14 protein-coding genes and 1 other annotated feature are annotated in these 15430 nt (G+C 61.6%); of the genes, 5 read left to right on the forward strand and 9 right to left on the reverse strand.

The window, feature by feature from the left end; genetic code table 11:
- Positions 1 to 48: 48 nt before the first annotated feature.
- Entirely contained in the window at positions 49 to 393 is a 345-nt protein-coding gene (locus CYG48_RS03970) for an HNH endonuclease (RefSeq protein ID WP_340162634.1), read from the forward strand.
- Here the strand turns inward: CYG48_RS03970 and rnd are convergent.
- A complete protein-coding gene (gene rnd, locus CYG48_RS03975; protein ID WP_118849186.1) occupies positions 390 to 1550 on the reverse strand; it encodes a ribonuclease D in 1161 nt (386 codons plus the stop codon). The two genes, CYG48_RS03970 and rnd, sit on opposite strands and share 4 nt — an antisense overlap.
- A gap of 62 nt (positions 1551 to 1612) precedes the next feature.
- Entirely contained in the window at positions 1613 to 2860 is a 1248-nt protein-coding gene (locus CYG48_RS03980; protein WP_118849187.1) for an MFS transporter, read from the reverse strand.
- Positions 2861 to 3094: 234 nt separating this feature from the next.
- On the opposite strand from CYG48_RS03980, the gene aspS reads away from it, so the two are divergent.
- Complete coding sequence (gene aspS, locus CYG48_RS03985) at positions 3095 to 4885, forward strand: aspartate--tRNA ligase (protein WP_118849188.1); 1791 nt, start codon at positions 3095 to 3097, stop codon at positions 4883 to 4885.
- Between the two features lie 55 nt (positions 4886 to 4940).
- Here aspS and CYG48_RS03990 read toward each other — a convergent pair whose 3' ends face one another.
- Together CYG48_RS03990 and CYG48_RS03995 are read right to left on the reverse strand one after the other, a co-directional pair.
- The gene (locus CYG48_RS03990) at positions 4941 to 5948 is read right to left on the reverse strand and encodes a lysophospholipid acyltransferase family protein (protein ID WP_118849189.1); all 1008 of its coding nucleotides are present in this window, start codon (positions 5946 to 5948) and stop codon (positions 4941 to 4943) included.
- A gap of 7 nt (positions 5949 to 5955) precedes the next feature.
- Complete coding sequence (locus CYG48_RS03995) at positions 5956 to 7368, reverse strand: cytochrome P450 (RefSeq protein ID WP_118849190.1); 1413 nt, start codon at positions 7366 to 7368, stop codon at positions 5956 to 5958.
- A gap of 196 nt (positions 7369 to 7564) precedes the next feature.
- Between CYG48_RS03995 and CYG48_RS04000 the strand changes: the two genes are divergently transcribed.
- Together CYG48_RS04000 and CYG48_RS04005 are read left to right on the forward strand one after the other, a co-directional pair.
- On the forward strand, positions 7565 to 7888 hold the full coding sequence (locus CYG48_RS04000) for a DUF1236 domain-containing protein (RefSeq protein WP_118849191.1): 324 nt from the start codon (positions 7565 to 7567) through the stop codon (positions 7886 to 7888).
- Positions 7889 to 7994: 106 nt separating this feature from the next.
- Positions 7995 to 8052: a sequence feature (sul1 is cis-regulatory element that is thought to sense ions involved in sulfur or methionine metabolism; They are found in Alphaproteobacteria), on the forward strand.
- A gap of 82 nt (positions 8053 to 8134) precedes the next feature.
- Positions 8135 to 9622, forward strand: a complete 1488-nt coding sequence (locus CYG48_RS04005) for a SulP family inorganic anion transporter (RefSeq protein WP_118849192.1) — start codon at positions 8135 to 8137, stop codon at positions 9620 to 9622.
- Between the two features lie 58 nt (positions 9623 to 9680).
- On the opposite strand, the gene CYG48_RS04010 is transcribed toward CYG48_RS04005, so the two are convergent.
- Positions 9681 to 10871: a DUF945 family protein gene (locus CYG48_RS04010; protein ID WP_118849193.1), complete on the reverse strand. Its 1191-nt coding sequence runs from the start codon at positions 10869 to 10871 to the stop codon at positions 9681 to 9683.
- A gap of 235 nt (positions 10872 to 11106) precedes the next feature.
- On the opposite strand from CYG48_RS04010, the gene parC reads away from it, so the two are divergent.
- Positions 11107 to 13389: a DNA topoisomerase IV subunit A gene (gene parC, locus CYG48_RS04015; protein ID WP_118849194.1), complete on the forward strand. Its 2283-nt coding sequence runs from the start codon at positions 11107 to 11109 to the stop codon at positions 13387 to 13389.
- Here the strand turns inward: parC and CYG48_RS04020 are convergent, their stop codons facing one another.
- From CYG48_RS04020 to CYG48_RS04035, 4 genes are all read right to left on the reverse strand, one after another.
- Positions 13390 to 13779, reverse strand: a complete 390-nt coding sequence (locus CYG48_RS04020; RefSeq protein ID WP_118849195.1) for a type II toxin-antitoxin system death-on-curing family toxin — start codon at positions 13777 to 13779, stop codon at positions 13390 to 13392.
- Positions 13776 to 13997, reverse strand: a complete 222-nt coding sequence (locus CYG48_RS04025) for an AbrB/MazE/SpoVT family DNA-binding domain-containing protein (protein WP_118849196.1) — start codon at positions 13995 to 13997, stop codon at positions 13776 to 13778. The genes CYG48_RS04020 and CYG48_RS04025 overlap by 4 nt, the downstream gene beginning before the upstream one ends.
- Positions 13998 to 14067: 70 nt before the next feature.
- Positions 14068 to 14829 (reverse strand): arginyltransferase, encoded by a 762-nt coding sequence (locus CYG48_RS04030; RefSeq protein WP_118849197.1) that lies wholly within the window; start codon positions 14827 to 14829, stop codon positions 14068 to 14070.
- A 123-nt stretch (positions 14830 to 14952) separates the two neighbouring features.
- Positions 14953 to 15411 carry an RDD family protein gene (locus tag CYG48_RS04035; RefSeq protein WP_118849198.1) on the reverse strand — a complete coding sequence of 153 codons (459 nt, stop codon included), beginning with the start codon at positions 15409 to 15411 and terminating at the stop codon, positions 14953 to 14955.
- Positions 15412 to 15430 lie beyond the last annotated feature (19 nt).

The following is a 15430-nucleotide window of genomic DNA, read 5'->3' on the forward strand; positions in this document are numbered from 1 at the left end:
TCCGGCCGCGTCACCCCATCTGAGGACCGCAGGGTTTTTGAGAACGGGATGAGCATGGCAAGGAAGCACAAGCAGGACGTCGTGTCCTGGTATCAGCAGCCGGAACCGGACATCTGCCCGCTCTGCCACCGGCTGATCCCTGCAGACCAGCGCGACGAACACCATCTCATTCCCAAGAGCCGCGGCGGTCGGCAAACGCAGGCGCTCCACAGGATCTGCCACAGGCAGATCCATGCGCTCTTCGATGAAGCGGAGCTTGAGAAGTCGTATTCGACTGTCGAAGCCCTGCTTGAACATCCGCAGATGGAGAAGTTCGTCAAATGGGTGCGCAAGAAGCCGCCCGGCTTCTACGACGGCACCCGGCGAAGCAATCGACGCAAGGAGAAAGGTTAGTCGCCGGCGGTTTCGAGATCGACGGCTTCCACCTTCTTGTTGACGAAGCGCAGTGCAACACCGCCATTGATGAGCTTCAGCGCCGTATTGCCGAACAGGTCACGACGCCAGCCGTTCAAGGCTGCGACCTCGGCATTCTCGCCTTCGGCTGCGATCTTCTCGAGATCATCGGTATTGGCGATAATCTTGGCAGCCACCCCTTCGCGGTCGGAAATCAGCTTCAGCAGGACTTTCAGCAGTTCGACTGCGGCTGCCGTTCCTTCCGGCACATGCACGTGCTTGGGCGCATGCGGCATTTCCGATTTCGGAAGGGCGAGCGCGGCATTGACCGCTTCGATGATCGCAGCGCCCGAGGCAGAGCGTTCCCAACCCTTCGGGATCGTGCGCAGGCGTGACATGGCTTCAGTGTCCTTGGGCTGCTGCTGGGCGATCTCGTAAATCGCATCGTCTTTCAGCACGCGCGAGCGTGGTACGTTGCGGTTGCGCGCTTCCCGTTCACGCCATGCGGCCACGAACTTCACCACCGCAAGTTCGGTCGGCTTGCGCAGCCGGGACTTTAGCCGCAGCCAGGCGTCGTCAGGGTGGAGGTCGTAGGTGTTGGGAGATTCCAGCACCGCCATTTCTTCGGTCAGCCAAAGTGCGCGGCCTTCGCGCTCCAGTTCGGCCTTGAGGTAAAGATAAACGTCGCGAAGATGGGTGACGTCAGCCAGCGCATATTCCAGCTGCTTTTCAGACAGCGGGCGGCGGCTCCAGTCGGTAAAGCGGGACGACTTGTCGATATGGACGTTCTTCGTGCGGCTGACGAGCTGGTCATAGGAGACGGAGTCGCCGAAGCCGCAGACCATTGCGGCAACCTGGGTGTCGAAGATCGGGTGCGGCACGAGATTGCCGAGATGATAGATGATCTCGATATCCTGCCGCGCCGCATGGAAGACCTTGGTGACGGAAGGATTGCCCATCAGCTCGAAGAAAGGCTTGAGATCCAGCCCTTTTGCCAGCGGATCGATCAGCACTTCCAGATCAGGACTTGCCATCTGGATCAGGCAGAGCTGCGGCCAGAAGGTCGTTTCTCTCAGGAACTCAGTATCGATGGTGATGAAGTCGGATTTTGCAAGCTTAGTGCAGGCTTCTTCGAGAGCGGCGGTCGTTTCAATCATGGGTTCTTCACGCTTGTTTGATCAACCTTCCTTTCCCTTCCGGCCGCATATGTCAATACGAGTCAGGGCCTATCCTGGCGTTCATCCTTGTCAGCCGGAGCCGCCAGGCGGTTGAAATAGGCCGAGGTTCGCAGCAGCGAGCGGAACCGCCAGGTGCGCTTGGCCGGTGGCACCGGGGGCCGCGCCTTCATCCGCCGGAGCGTGAAGACCAGGAAGGCGAGGAAGATAAAGGACGTATAGGCGAAGAAGGCGCGGGGGCCGTAATATTCAAGAAGAATAGAGGCGAGCAGCGGCCCGACCGTTGCACCGAGCGACCAGTAGAACAGCAGCCCCGCTGAAACCAACGCATGCTCGCCGGGCTTGGCGTAGTCGTTGGCATGCGCCGAACACAATGAATAAAGCGGCATCGAGAATGCGCCGAACAGGAAGACGCTGATGATGTTGGCCGTCTCGTTGGAACCTGCGCCAAACGACATGTAGGCGCCGGTGATGATGGAGCCGACCGTGGTCCACAGGATGACGCGGCGCCGGTCGAGCTTGTCGGAATAGATCCCGAGCGGATATTGCAGCACGACGCCGCCGATGATGCCGGCGCTCATGAAGGTGGCGATCGAGGTGATGCTCATGCCGATCGCCTCGGCATAGATCGGCCCGATATTGCGGAAAGCGGCCATGGAAAGCCCGACCGATATGACGCCGATCACCGAAAGCGGCGAGATGCGCCACACGGCCTTGAGGTCGAAGGCCAGCGTCTCCGGCGGCGCCGGGCTAGACTTGTCGGCGACCGAGATCGGCACGAGGGAGAGCGTCAGCGCCATTGCGATGATGTTGAAGATGATCGGCCCGGGTATGCCGACCGCCGGAATGATGTATTGCGCAACGGTGACCGAACTCAAGTCGACAAGGCGATAGACGGAAAGGGTGCGGGCGCGGTTGGCATTGGTGACCTTGGCATTGATCCAGCTTTCGACCGCGGCGAACAGGCTCGCCACGGCGATGCCGGTGACGAAGCGCATTGCAAACCAGAACACCGGGTCGATAATCATCGACATGGCGATGGCAGCCACTGCCGATATTGCAGCCATCGCTGCAAAGGTGCGGATATGGCCGATCTGCCTCAGGAGCCGGGTCACGTAGACGCAGCCAATTGCGAACCCGACGCTGTAGCCGGCGCCGATCATGCCGATGATCGATGGCGAGAAACCTTCCGCGGAGCCGCGCAGCGCCACATAGGTTCCCTGCAGGCCATTGCCGCCAATAAGGATGCCGGCTGTCACGAGGAGGGGGATCAGGGGGCGGATATGCGACATGTAGGTCCTGCCGGAGGGCGTGAGGCTTGTCGATGCGACTCATTCGCCGACGCGCGGCTTGTCGCGAGTCCTAGCGGAAGAGCAGGCTCGATGTCCCGACGATTTGCGGGCAAAATCGGTTCAGCCTTGACAAAGCATGTCCATCATGCGCTTTTCCCGCCGATTTTCCTTTAAGCCGGCCGGCCTTGCTTCGCATGCCGATGGCCGCAAGAGCACCAGTCCAGGAACTTGAAAATGCACCGTTACCGCAGCCACACCTGTGCCGCCCTTCGGAAGACCGATGTTGGCTCCACCGTCCGCCTTTCAGGCTGGGTGCACCGCGTGCGAGACCATGGCGGCGTCCTCTTCATCGACCTGCGCGACCACTACGGCATGACCCAGGTCGTTGCCGACCCGGACAGCCCGGCCTTCAAGGTTGCCGAAACGGTTCGCGGCGAGTGGGTGATCCGCATCGACGGCGTGGTCAAGGCCCGCTCCGAGGACACCGTGAACAAGGGCATGGCGACCGGCGAGATCGAACTCTACGCCCACGAGATCGAAGTGCTGGCCGCGGCCAAGGAACTGCCGCTGCCGGTCTTCGGCGAGCCGGACTATCCGGAAGACGTCCGCCTCAAGTACCGCTTCCTCGACCTGCGTCGTGACACGCTGCACAAGAACATCGTCAAGCGCACCCAGATCATCGCCGCCATGCGCCGCGAGATGAACAATGTCGGCTTTACCGAATATTCGACGCCGATCCTGACGGCGTCTTCGCCGGAAGGTGCGCGCGACTTCCTGGTGCCGAGCCGCATCCATGAGGGTATGTTCTTTGCGCTGCCGCAGGCGCCGCAGCAGTACAAGCAACTGCTGATGGTGGCGGGCTTCGACCGCTACTTCCAGATCGCGCCGTGCTTCCGTGACGAAGACCCGCGCGCGGACCGCCTGCCGGGCGAGTTCTACCAGCTCGACCTCGAAATGAGCTTTGTCACCCAGGAAGACGTCTGGACGACGATGGAGCCGGTGATCCGCGGCATCTTCGAAGAGTTTGCCGACGGCAAGCCGGTGACCAAGGAATTCCCGCGCATCCCGTATGACGTCGCGATCCGCAAATATGGCTCCGACAAGCCGGACCTGCGCAACCCGATCGAGATGCAGGCCGTCACCGAGCATTTCGCCGGCTCCGGCTTCAAGGTCTTCGCGAACATGATCGCCTCGAACCCGAAGGTTGAGGTCTGGGCCATCCCCGCCAAGACCGGTGGCTCGCGCGCCTTCTGTGACCGCATGAACGCCTGGGCCCAGAGCCAGGGCCAGCCGGGCCTCGGCTACATCTTCTGGAAGGAAGAAGACGGCAAGGTTGGCGGCTCCGGCCCGCTCGCCAAGAACATCGGCGAAGAACGTACCGAAGCGCTGCGCGTCCAGCTTGGCCTGGAAGCGGGTGACGCCTGCTTCTTCGTCGCCGGCGATCCGGACAAGTTCTACAAGTTCGCAGGCGAGGCGCGTAACCGCGCGGCCGATGAACTGAACCTTTCCGATAAGGACCAGTTCGCGCTGTGCTGGATCGTCGACTTCCCGTTCTTCGAATACAACGAAGAAGAAAAGAAGATCGACTTCGCGCACAACCCGTTCTCGATGCCGCAGGGCGGGCTGGAGGCACTGGAGAACCAGGAGCCGCTGTCCATCAAGGCTTATCAGTACGACATGGTCTGCAACGGTTTCGAGATTGCCTCGGGCTCGATCCGTAACCAGCTGCCGGAAACCATGGTCAAGGCCTTCGAGATGGTGGGCTTGAGCCAGCAGGACGTCGAAGAGCGCTTCGGCGGTCTCTACCGCGCCTTCCAGTATGGCGCTCCGCCGCATGGTGGCATGGCCGCCGGTGTCGACCGTATCGTCATGCTGCTGACGGGTGCCAAGAACCTGCGCGAAATCACGCTCTTCCCGATGAACCAGCAGGCGCAGGACCTGCTGATGGGCGCGCCTTCGCCGGCAACCCCGCAGCAACTGCGGGAACTGGCCATCCGCGTCGTGCCTTCGCCAAAGAAGAGCTGAGTGCGGAACATCTACGGATAAGAAAAGCCCGGCTTCAGGCCGGGCTTTTTGTTTGTCAGCGGGTGTCTGGCAGCCCGTTGTCGAGAAAATACCACTGGTCCAGGTGTTTCAGGATGACGGGCTCGATCACGTCGTTGAGGAGCTGGATGTCGTCCGAAATACGCGCGCCTGGCTTGTCTTCCGGCGGCAGCTCAATGGGCGGCAGGAAGAAGGCATCGAACCGGAACCCGTCGCCGCGGACATTGTACCAGGGTGCAATCCGCGCGCCGGTCATGCGGGCCAGCCTGACAGCGACGGCAAGATTCCCTTCCAGATGCGGCTTGCGGCCGAACAGCGGGCCGCGGATCTTGCCGGAAACACCTTCGTCGCAGAACATCGAGATGACACCACCTTCCTTCAGCATCTTGACCGAAGGCCGGATGCCTTGCGCGCCGGGCGGCAGGAAGTTGAGCCCTCCCTTTTGGCGCACGCGTGCCGAGATCCAGGCCTTGGCGCGGCCCTTCGGCGGGGTGTAGTTGGCGTAAGGCCGGATCCCTTCGTCATGCAGGATGGTCGGGCCGATCTCCCAGTTGCCGAGATGCATGCCGACGATGATCGTAGGACCTGACCGCACGGTCTCCACCAGACGGTCGAAGTCGTGCAGCGTGATCCGGTCCATGTTCTTCAGCAGGCGATTGATCACCGAAAACTCGGTCATGATCCGCCCCTGCGCCTGCCAGTTCCTGCGCAGGATTGCATCGCGCTCGGCCTCGCTTGCCTCCGGCAACAGCCGCTTGAGCGTCTCGCGTCCGCGACGGACGGCGACCTTGTGGAAACGGGGGATTGCAAAGGTGCCGATGCGTGCGCCGAAGTTGGAGCAGGCGTCCATCGTCATCAGCTTCAGGCCGAAATGAACCGTCAGGTCGATCGCGTTGACGAGGGTTCCGGTCAGCCAGTAGCGGCGGAACTGCCGGCGCTCGTCGCTTGTGCCGAAGAGGTGGCTGAGTGGCGGCGCCTCGGGTGCCGCAAACCGCCAAGCCTTGCGTTTTCGGAGTGCTGTTTCCGGCATGCGGTGCTCGGTCATGAACGCCTCATCGCGGATGCAGCGTGACGGGCAGGCCGCCGCGCGGGCGAAGCGTCAGCCGGCAGGCCGCCTCGACCTGGTGGTTCGCCGGAACACGAAGCTTGAACCGCTGCGCCAGCACCGCAAGGCAGAGGATGGCTTCGGTGAGCCCGAACTGCAAACCGGGGCAGATGCGTGGGCCGCTGGCAAATGGAATATAGCTGTATGGCGTCGGGCGCTTTTCGAGGAATCGTTCCGGCTTGAACAGGTGCGGATCGGGGAAGAGCGAGGCTGTGCGATGCAGCAGCCAGGGCACGATCATGATAAGCGAGGCGGGTTTGACATCGAGATCACCGATGCGGTCGGCTTCCTTGGCCTGCCGCGCCAGGATCGGCACCGGCGGGTAAAGCCGCAAGGTCTCCTCGATGACCGCCGTGCACCATTTCAGCTTGGGCACGTCGGCGACATCCGGCACATTGCCGCCGCAGACTTCCTCGATCTCCGCGTGGATCGCGTCCTCCACCCACGGGGCCTTGGACAGGAGATACCACGCCCAGGTGAGCGTCGCCGCCGTGGTTTCGTGCCCGGCCATGAAGATCGTGGCGGCCTCGTTGCGCAGTGCGACGACATCGAGCTTGAGCTCGGGGTTGCGCTGCTGGCGGCGGATCAGGAGCTCCACCATGGAATGGTCGTCGCCGCGGCCGGCCAGATGGTCCTCGATCACCCGGTCGATGATTGTATGGATGCGCTTCACCGACCGCTTCAGGGAAGGGGTGCGCAGCTGCGGCAGGCCTTCGTCGAAGCCGAGGAAATAGCCGATATTGATGGAATCGATCAGCGCCTGGTAGCTCGTGAAGCCATCCGTCACCATGCCGGCGCTTTCTTCACCGAGGTCGTTGCCAAAGACGCTGCGCGAGATGATTTCGGCGGTGAGGCCAGCCATCTCGTAAAGCGCGTTCACCTGCGCGCCTTCCCCGAGTTTCGTCCACCGCTCGACGAGCTCGAGCGAGGTGTTCTTCATGATGTCGCCGAAGGCGGGCACCCGATGCTTGTGGACGATATCCGACACCAGCGGCCGGCGCTGCTTCCAGGTCTCACCATCGGAGATGAACAACCCGTCGCCTAGCAGGTACTCCAGCGAACGCCGCATCTGGGGTGACTTGCGCTCGAAATTCTCGTGGCGCGTGGCGACCACGTACTTGATCGCCTCGGGGGAATTCACCACCACCACCTGGCGGCCCATCAGCGAGATCTGCGAGATGCGGGCCGAATAATCGTTGTGGCGCCAGATGGACAGGAAGTCGCGCCGCGCCGTCAACAGCCGCTGCAACTGGTTGCCGGGCTTGCCGGAATAATAGGAGGGGCGCGCTGGCTCCAGCCGCTTTTTTGCGGGCTCTACGGCTTCGATTGTATGCGTTTCCGCGGCGAGCCAAGAGAGCATGAAAGCGAGACCTTCTTAATTACAGCGGCAGTAAAGATGGCGGGGGCAACCGCGGTCCCGTTTTCGCCGCATGGCTCCGCGGCGTCAAGGCATCATGGTCCGGGGAGGGTAGATTGCCCGGGCATCAGTCTTGGGAGAGCGGAACCAAGTTCCGACGCTTGTGTTGTTATGACAGCAAAAGCACAGGAGAACCAAGATGCGTAAGACTTTGCTCGCCGCTTCCGCGGTCATGATGGCCCTTTCGGGCGCTGCCTATGCCCAGACGACGGTCATCACCACCCAGGATCCGGCCGTCACCAACTCGACCGTCGTGGTGCCGGGCGAAGTCCGCACCTATGTCATGGAGCAGAGCGTGCCATCCGTTGCCTATGAAGGCACGATCGCTGTTGGCACGGCGCTGCCGGATACGGTGGAAGTTCACACCATCCAGGAACAGCCGGATTACGCCTACACGGTCGTCAACGACCGCCGCGTGATCGTCAATCCGCAGACCCGCACGGTTGTCCAGGTGCTCGAATAGCATCAACCGATCTGCCTATATCAAGAAGCCCTGGCCGCCCTGCTGCCGGGGCTTTTTGCTTGTGATGTTGCATTGGGCGGACCGCGCCGATATGTACGCGCCATCACAAGGACTCGGGTGAAACTCCCGGGTGGCTCTTCCGGCCGCCGATCCGCCGGACAACGCAAAGCATCAGCCGCTTCATCAAAGTTGCAGCAACACCTGGATGGCTCCCGGCGATGCGCTTCCTTTTGCGATTTCTAGCTCATGAACAAACTGTCCACCTACCGCCGTGAATGGTTCTCCAACATTCGCGGCGATATCCTGTCCGGCATCGTCGTGGCGCTGGCGCTGATCCCCGAAGCGGTCGGCTTTTCGGTGATCGCCGGCGTCGACCCAAAGCTGGGGTTGTTCGCGTCCGTTGCAATCGCCTGCGTCACTGCCATTACCGGCGGTCGTCCCGCGATGATTTCGGCGGCAACGGCAGCCACCGCGGTGCTCATGGCGCCACTGGTGCGCGACCATGGCATCGAATACCTGTTTGCGGCAACGATCCTGATGGGCGTGCTGCAGATCATCGCCGGCTTCCTGAAGCTCGGTCGGCTGATGCGTTTCGTGTCGCGCTCGGTAATGACCGGTTTCGTCAACTCGCTTGCTATCCTGATCTTCATGGCGCAGCTGCCGCAGCTCATCAACGTGCCGGAGGTGACCTACCTCCTAATCGGTGTCGCATTGCTGGTGATCTACCTGTTCCCGCGGGTGACCAAGGTCGTCCCGTCTCCGCTGGTTGCCATCGTCGTGGTGACGGTGATTGCCGTCGCCTTCAACCTGCAGGTCCCAGCGGTCTCGGACCTTGGCGAGATGCCGACCTCGCTGCCAGTCTTCGCCTGGCCGGGGGTGCCGCTGACATGGGAAACGCTTCAAATTATCTTCCCGTATTCGCTGGCGCTCGCCGCCGTCGGACTCCTGGAATCGTTGCTGACGGCCCAGATCATCGATGACATGACCGACACGACCAGCAACAAGAGCCAGGAATGCGTCGGGCAGGGCACCGGCAACATCGTCTCGGGCCTGTTCGGCGGCATGGGCGGATGCGCGATGATCGGCCAGTCCGTGATCAACGTCACCTCCGGCGGGCGCGGGCGTCTTTCGACCTTCACGGCCGGCGCGTTCCTGCTGATCCTGCTGCTCGTGCTCGACGACGTGCTGCGCATCGTACCGGTCGCGGCGCTGGTGGCGATCATGATCATGGTGTCGATCGGCACCTTCTCATGGAAGTCCCTCATCGAACTGCGCACCAACCCCAGGACCTCCTCGGTCGTGATGCTCGCAACCGTCTTCACCGTCCTCGCAACGCACGACCTGTCGAAGGGCGTGCTGGTGGGCGTGCTCCTGTCTGGCATCTTCTTTGCCGGCAAGGTTGCGAAGCTCTTCCAGGTTCGTTCCGAGCTGGGAGAGGACCGCGCGAGCCGCATCTACCATGTCGACGGCCAGATCTTCTTTGCTTCGACCGAAAGCCTGCTCAAGGCCTTCGATTTCGACGAGCCGGTGAAGCAGGTCATGATCGACGTGAGTGGCGCGCATCTTTGGGATATTTCGGCGGTCGGCGCGCTCGACAACATCGTGCTGAAGTTCCGCCGCCGTGGCGTTGCCGTCACCGTCCGCGGCGTCAACGAGGCGAGTGCCGGCATGATCGACCGCTACGCCTTGCACGACAAGGAACATGCATCGCTGACGGCCTCCGCCGGCCATTAGTGACAAAAAAAAGCCGCGGCGGTTCCGTCGCGGCTTTCTTCCATGTCTGCGAGAATGATCAGTCGTTGGCGGTGACCGTTACGCCGAGCACCTTCGGCAGCGTGTTTGGCGCGCCCATGGCAGCACCGACAATCATCGGGAACGGCACCGCATTTTCCGGCTCGGCGCTGATCGTGAAGCTGCCCGGCTTGTCGAGATAGGTGTTGACCGCTTCCGTCACCATGTTCTGCAGCTCCGGCACGTTGAACTGTGCCAGCATGAACGGTGTCATGCCCTTCAGCATCTGCGTCAGTTGTGTGGCGTCGGTGTTCTGCTTCTTGGCAGCGTAGTCGATCCCGCGCTTGGTGATGCCGGCGTCCTCGAACCGGATTTCGGCGCTGTTGAAGGTGAGGCGCTGCATCAGCCCGAGCATGGCAAGCCCTGCCGCCTGCTGTGCCTGTTCGTTCGACGGGTTCTCTGCCATCGCCTGCGTCGTCTCGTTGAGCGACTTGATGAAGTCGAGCGTGTAACCGGTCAGCGAGAACGACATCGAGAGCCGTCCGACATTCTTGAAGTCGAGCGCATATTCCGTGAGGTCGAGCGTACCGTCGCCGACGCTCCAGCTGCCTTCGATCGTCATTGATCCGTCCAGCGACGTCAGGCCGAGCTGCTGGATCGTGTCCTTCGCCTGCGGTTCATCCACAAGGCCGAGATCCGCCTTGACGCCTGCCACCTTCACATCGAAATCGACGGAAGAGTTGTCGTCGGCGAGTTCGGTGGTGACGGTTGTCCGGTCGACGGAGAATGCCTGCTTGCCTTCAACCGTGCCGACGATCCTGCCGACGGTTGCCTCGTCATAAAGCAGCACCGAGCTCAGGTCGTTTCCGTTTGGGTCGGCCGGAATGGAGAGATTGGTGATCGAGATGTCCGACGCGGTGATGGAGGACTTGTCCTGCGTCACGTTGACGTTGTCGAAGAGGACCTTGCCGACCGTGTAGCCGCCGCCGTCTTCTTCCACGCCCTCGAACTTCACCGTGCCGAGCGGAATATTCTGTTTCCCGTCATCGGTGACAATCTTGGCATCGGCTGCGATGACATCCGAGCCGCTGACATTGATCGAGCCCGCGGTGAAACCGGAGCTGCCCTTGATGGCGAGCGCGCCATTGAGCTTTGCCACGAGATCGTTGCCGTCAAGGGCGAGGGCAGGGCCGGCAAGCGCGGTGAGCGCCGCACCGGCAAGCAGTAACTTGGCCTTGGTCAGGTAAAGCATCGGGTCGTCTCCTGCGGGTGCGCCCGCTCAAGGTTGAAATGGGTCGTCGAATTTATAGGCCGGGCCACAAAAACGTCCATGGGATAAGCGGACCTGCTGCGCGCATCCAGGCGTCGCAAAAACAGACGAAGCGAGATTTCGTAAACGATTTCTTGCAAGCCCGAAAGCCGCCTCATCCACAGCGTGCTGCACGGGTTTTCTTGCCGAGAATCGGGGTTTCGTCTAGTCAAGGGCCATGGGAAAAAATCTGACACCACCTTCGGGCGATGGCGGCGACAACATTCTGCCGGTCGATCTGAAAGCTGCGCTTGAAGAGCGCTATCTTGCCTACGCCCTTTCCACCATCATGCACCGGGCGCTTCCGGATGTTCGCGACGGGCTGAAGCCGGTTCATCGCCGTATCGTCTACGCTATGAGCGAGATGGGGCTACGGCCGAACTCGGCGTTCCGCAAATGCGCGAAGATCGTCGGTGAAGTGATGGGTAACTACCATCCGCACGGCGACCAGTCGATCTACGACGCGCTGGCGCGCCTGGCGCAGGACTTCTCGCAGCGTTACCCGCTCGTCAACGGTCAGGGCAATTTCGGCAATATCGATGGCGATAGCCCTGCCGCCATGCGTTATACCGAATCCAAGATGACGGCGGTTTCTGAACTGCTGCTCGAGGGCATCGACCAGGATGCGGTGGATTTTCGCGATACCTATGACGAGTCGAATTCGGAGCCGACGGTCCTGCCGGGCGCGTTTCCGAACCTGCTCGCCAACGGCACCTCCGGCATTGCCGTTGGCATGGCGACTTCGATCCCGCCGCACAACGTGCATGAGCTGTGCGACGCGGCGCTGCGGCTGATCAAGAACCCGCAGGCGACGGTCGAGGACCTGATGGCGGATCCTGCCGATCCGGCCAAGGGCGGCATCGAGGGGCCGGACCTGCCGACCGGCGGCATCATCATCGACAGCCGCGAGGCGATCATCGAAGCCTACAAGACAGGCCGTGGCGGCTTCCGCGTGCGGGCGCGCTGGGAGATCGAGGACCTTGGACGCGGCGGCTACCAGATCGTCATCACCGAAATTCCGTTCCAGGTGCAGAAGTCGCGCCTGATCGAGAAGATCGCCGAGTTGCTGATCGCGCGCAAGCTGCCGCTTCTCGAAGACATCCGCGATGAGTCGGCGGAAGACGTGCGCATCGTTCTTGTGCCGAAGAGCCGCACGGTCGATGCGACCCTGCTGATGGAATCGCTCTTCAAGCTGTCCGAGCTTGAGACGCGCCTGCCGCTCAACATGAACGTGCTGTCGATGGGCCGCGTGCCCAAGGTTATGGCTCTGAACGAGGTGCTGTCGGAATGGCTCGGCCACCGCCGTGATGTGCTGGGCCGCCGCTCGCGCTTCCGGCTTGCCGCGATCGAGCGACGCCTCGAAATCCTTGGCGGCCTGCTCGTGGCCTACCTCAACATCGACGAGGTGATCCGGATCATCCGCGAGGAAGACGAGCCCAAGCCGGTGATGATGGCGCGCTGGTCGCTCACCGACATCCAGGCCGAAGCGATCCTCAACATGCGTCTGCGCGCCTTGCGCAAGCTCGAAGAGTTCGAAATCCGTACCGAGCACGACAACCTGACGAAGGAAAAGGCGGAGATCGAAGCCCTGCTGGCGTCGGAAGCCAAGCAGTGGAAGGTCATCGAGCACGAGATCCAGGACGTCCGCAAGAACTTCGCCAAGGGCAAGGGCAAGCCCTATGCCCGCCTGACGACCTTTGCCGATGCACCGGAAGCCGACATCGACGCGATCAACCAGGCGATGATCGAGAAGGAACCGATCACCGTTGTCGTTTCGCAGAAGGGCTGGATCCGCGCGCTGAAGGGGCACATCTCCGACACGACAAGCCTGAGCTTCAAGGAAGGCGACAGCCTCAAGATCGCCTTCCCGGCGCAAACCACCGACAAGCTGCTGCTGGTGACGACGGGCGGCAAGGCCTACACCCTCGGGGCCGATAAGCTGCCGGGCGGGCGCGGTCATGGCGAGCCGATCCGCATCATGGTCGACATGGAAAACGACCAGGATATCCTCACCGCCTTCGTGCATGACCCGTCGCGCAAGCTGATCATTGCTTCGGTGGCGGGCAACGGCTTCATTGTCGCCGAAAGTGAAATGGTCGCGAACACCCGCAAGGGCAAGCAGATCATGAACGTCTCGATGCCGGACGAGACGAAGCTGCTCGTGCCCGTGTCTGGCGATCATGTCGCGGTGGTCGGCGAGAACCGCAAGATGCTGGTCTTCCCGCTGGCGCAGCTTCCCGAGATGACGCGCGGCAAGGGCGTACGCCTGCAGCGCTACAAGGACGGCGGCGTCTCCGACATCAAGTGCTTCGAGATGGCGAGCGGCTTGTCGTGGGAAGACAGTGCCGGCCGCGCCTTCACGCGCAACAAGGATGAGCTTCTGGAGTGGATCGGCGACCGCGCCACCGCCGGCCGGCTCGTGCCGAAGGGCTTTCCGCGCAGCGGAAAGTTTGCCGGGTGATTAGTTGAGGGGGACGGTGTGATCACGGAGAAAACGCGTCGCGCCGTCCTCGTCGATCTCGCCCGCCGAGACGGCAAGCACGAACTCGATGATTTGAGCCTGTGTCGCTTCAATGATGTAGCCGTTGATGAACAGGAAGGTGAAGGCGGCGAGATACGCAGTGCGTTTGTTGCCGTCATGGAACGGATGGTTGCGCGCAAAGCCGTAAAGGTCGGCAGAGGCTAGCGGAAAAAGGTCGTCTTCGCCGTAGGCGTTCTTGTGCAGCGGACGCGCGAGGGAGGCCTCCAACGCATTCGCGTCCTTGAGGCCCGGCAACCCGCCATGTTCCTCGATTTGCTCTTGATGAATAGCCTCGATGGCTCGCCGCGTAAGCCATTTGAGAGCTGTCACTTGGCAAGCTCGCGCAGCGCAACCCGGTATTTTTCCATGCCAATACGAGCTGCCTTCAACTGCTCTGCAAGGTCATCTTGCTCCGGCACTAGTGCAATATTGCCATCTTCAACGCGGATCTCGACGGTATCACCGGCCTTGAGTCCCATGCGATCAAGAACTTCCTTTGGGATGATGATACCTTCGGAATTGCCAATCTTGCGGATGGTGGTGTTCATGACGGAACCTCATGTTGCAACAGTGTTATAACATTAGGTTGATGCGCTGGCATGTCAATGGCAGCCGAGTTTAACCCTCGTACTCCTCAACGAAGCGTTCCCAGCCGCGCGGGGTCAGGTGCTCCTGCGGCTGGAAGCGCGTCTTGTAACCCATCTTCGGCGAGCCTTTGACCCAGTAGCCAAGGTAGACATGCGGCAGGCCGAGTGTCTGGGTGCGCTGTATGTGGTCGAGGATCATGTAGGTACCAAGCGACCGCTTCTCGGCCTCCGGATTGAAGAACGAATAGACCATCGAAAGGCCGTCGCTCATCACGTCGGTGAGCGCCACGGCCAGGAGTTCACCCTTGGCCTCGGTGCTGATGCCGGCGCCGGGTTCGCGCTTGCGGTACTCGATGAGGCGCGTGTTCACATGGGTGTCTTCGACCATGATCGCGTAGTCGAGCGCCGACATGTCCGACATGCCACCGCGCTGGTGGCGACTGTCCAGGTAACGGCGAAACAGCGAGAACTGCTCGGTCGAGGGTTGTGGCGGAAAGACGTTGGAGACCAGGTCGCGATTGGTCGCCATAACGCGCTTCATCGAGCGGGCCGGCTGGAACTCGTTGGCGAGGATGCGCACTGAAATGCAGGCGCGGCAGGCTTCGCAGGCCGGGCGATAGGCAATGTTCTGGGAGCGCCTGAAACCGCCTTGGGTCAGGAGATCATTCATCTCGGCCGCGCGTGGCCCGACGAGATGGGTAAAAACCTTCCGCTCCATCTCGCCTTGAAGATAGGGACACACTGCCGGGGCCGTCAGATAAAACTGCGGTGAGGGCGTTGCCTGGGTGTTCATTGCGGCGCGGAAATCCGGTCGTTACATGTGAATGTCATAGCATGGCGTATAAACAAAAAACGTCAACCGTGTGCCGCCGTCTGACGGAACACGGTTGGATGAGACGTGGCAGTGGTTTCGCGCTCAGCTTGTGCGAACGACAACGGTGCCGAGCAGCAGGTCGTGCACGAGGCGCGAACGCTCGATGAAGAGGCCGGCCAGAAGCACGAGCGGGGTCAGCACCGAGTTGATGATCCAGAAAATCACCGTATGTGCGATTGCCGTCAGGAAGTCGATGCGCCGTCCGTCAATCCGGGCCATGGCAATGCCGGCCATGCGCATGCCGGGCGAAGCCTGGTTCGGTCCGCCGAGGGTGAGGCCGAAGTAGAGCAGGGCCACCACCACGAACAGCACCGGGTAAAGCATGAAGCCGAGGCCCAGCGTGATGATTCCCAGGAAGAACACCACCACCGCTGCCGGAATGCAGAGCAGCAGGATGAACAGGTAGTCGACAAGGAACGCCAACATCCGGCGCGACAGGACACCGCTATAGGCGCGCCAGTCGTCTGGTGCGGCAAAGGCTGGGTTGCGGTCGATGCTCATCCTCGGTGTTCTCCTGTTC

This window comes from Neorhizobium sp. SOG26, from assembly GCF_003491345.1.
Taxonomy (GTDB): Bacteria; Pseudomonadota; Alphaproteobacteria; order Rhizobiales; family Rhizobiaceae; genus Neorhizobium; species Neorhizobium turbinariae.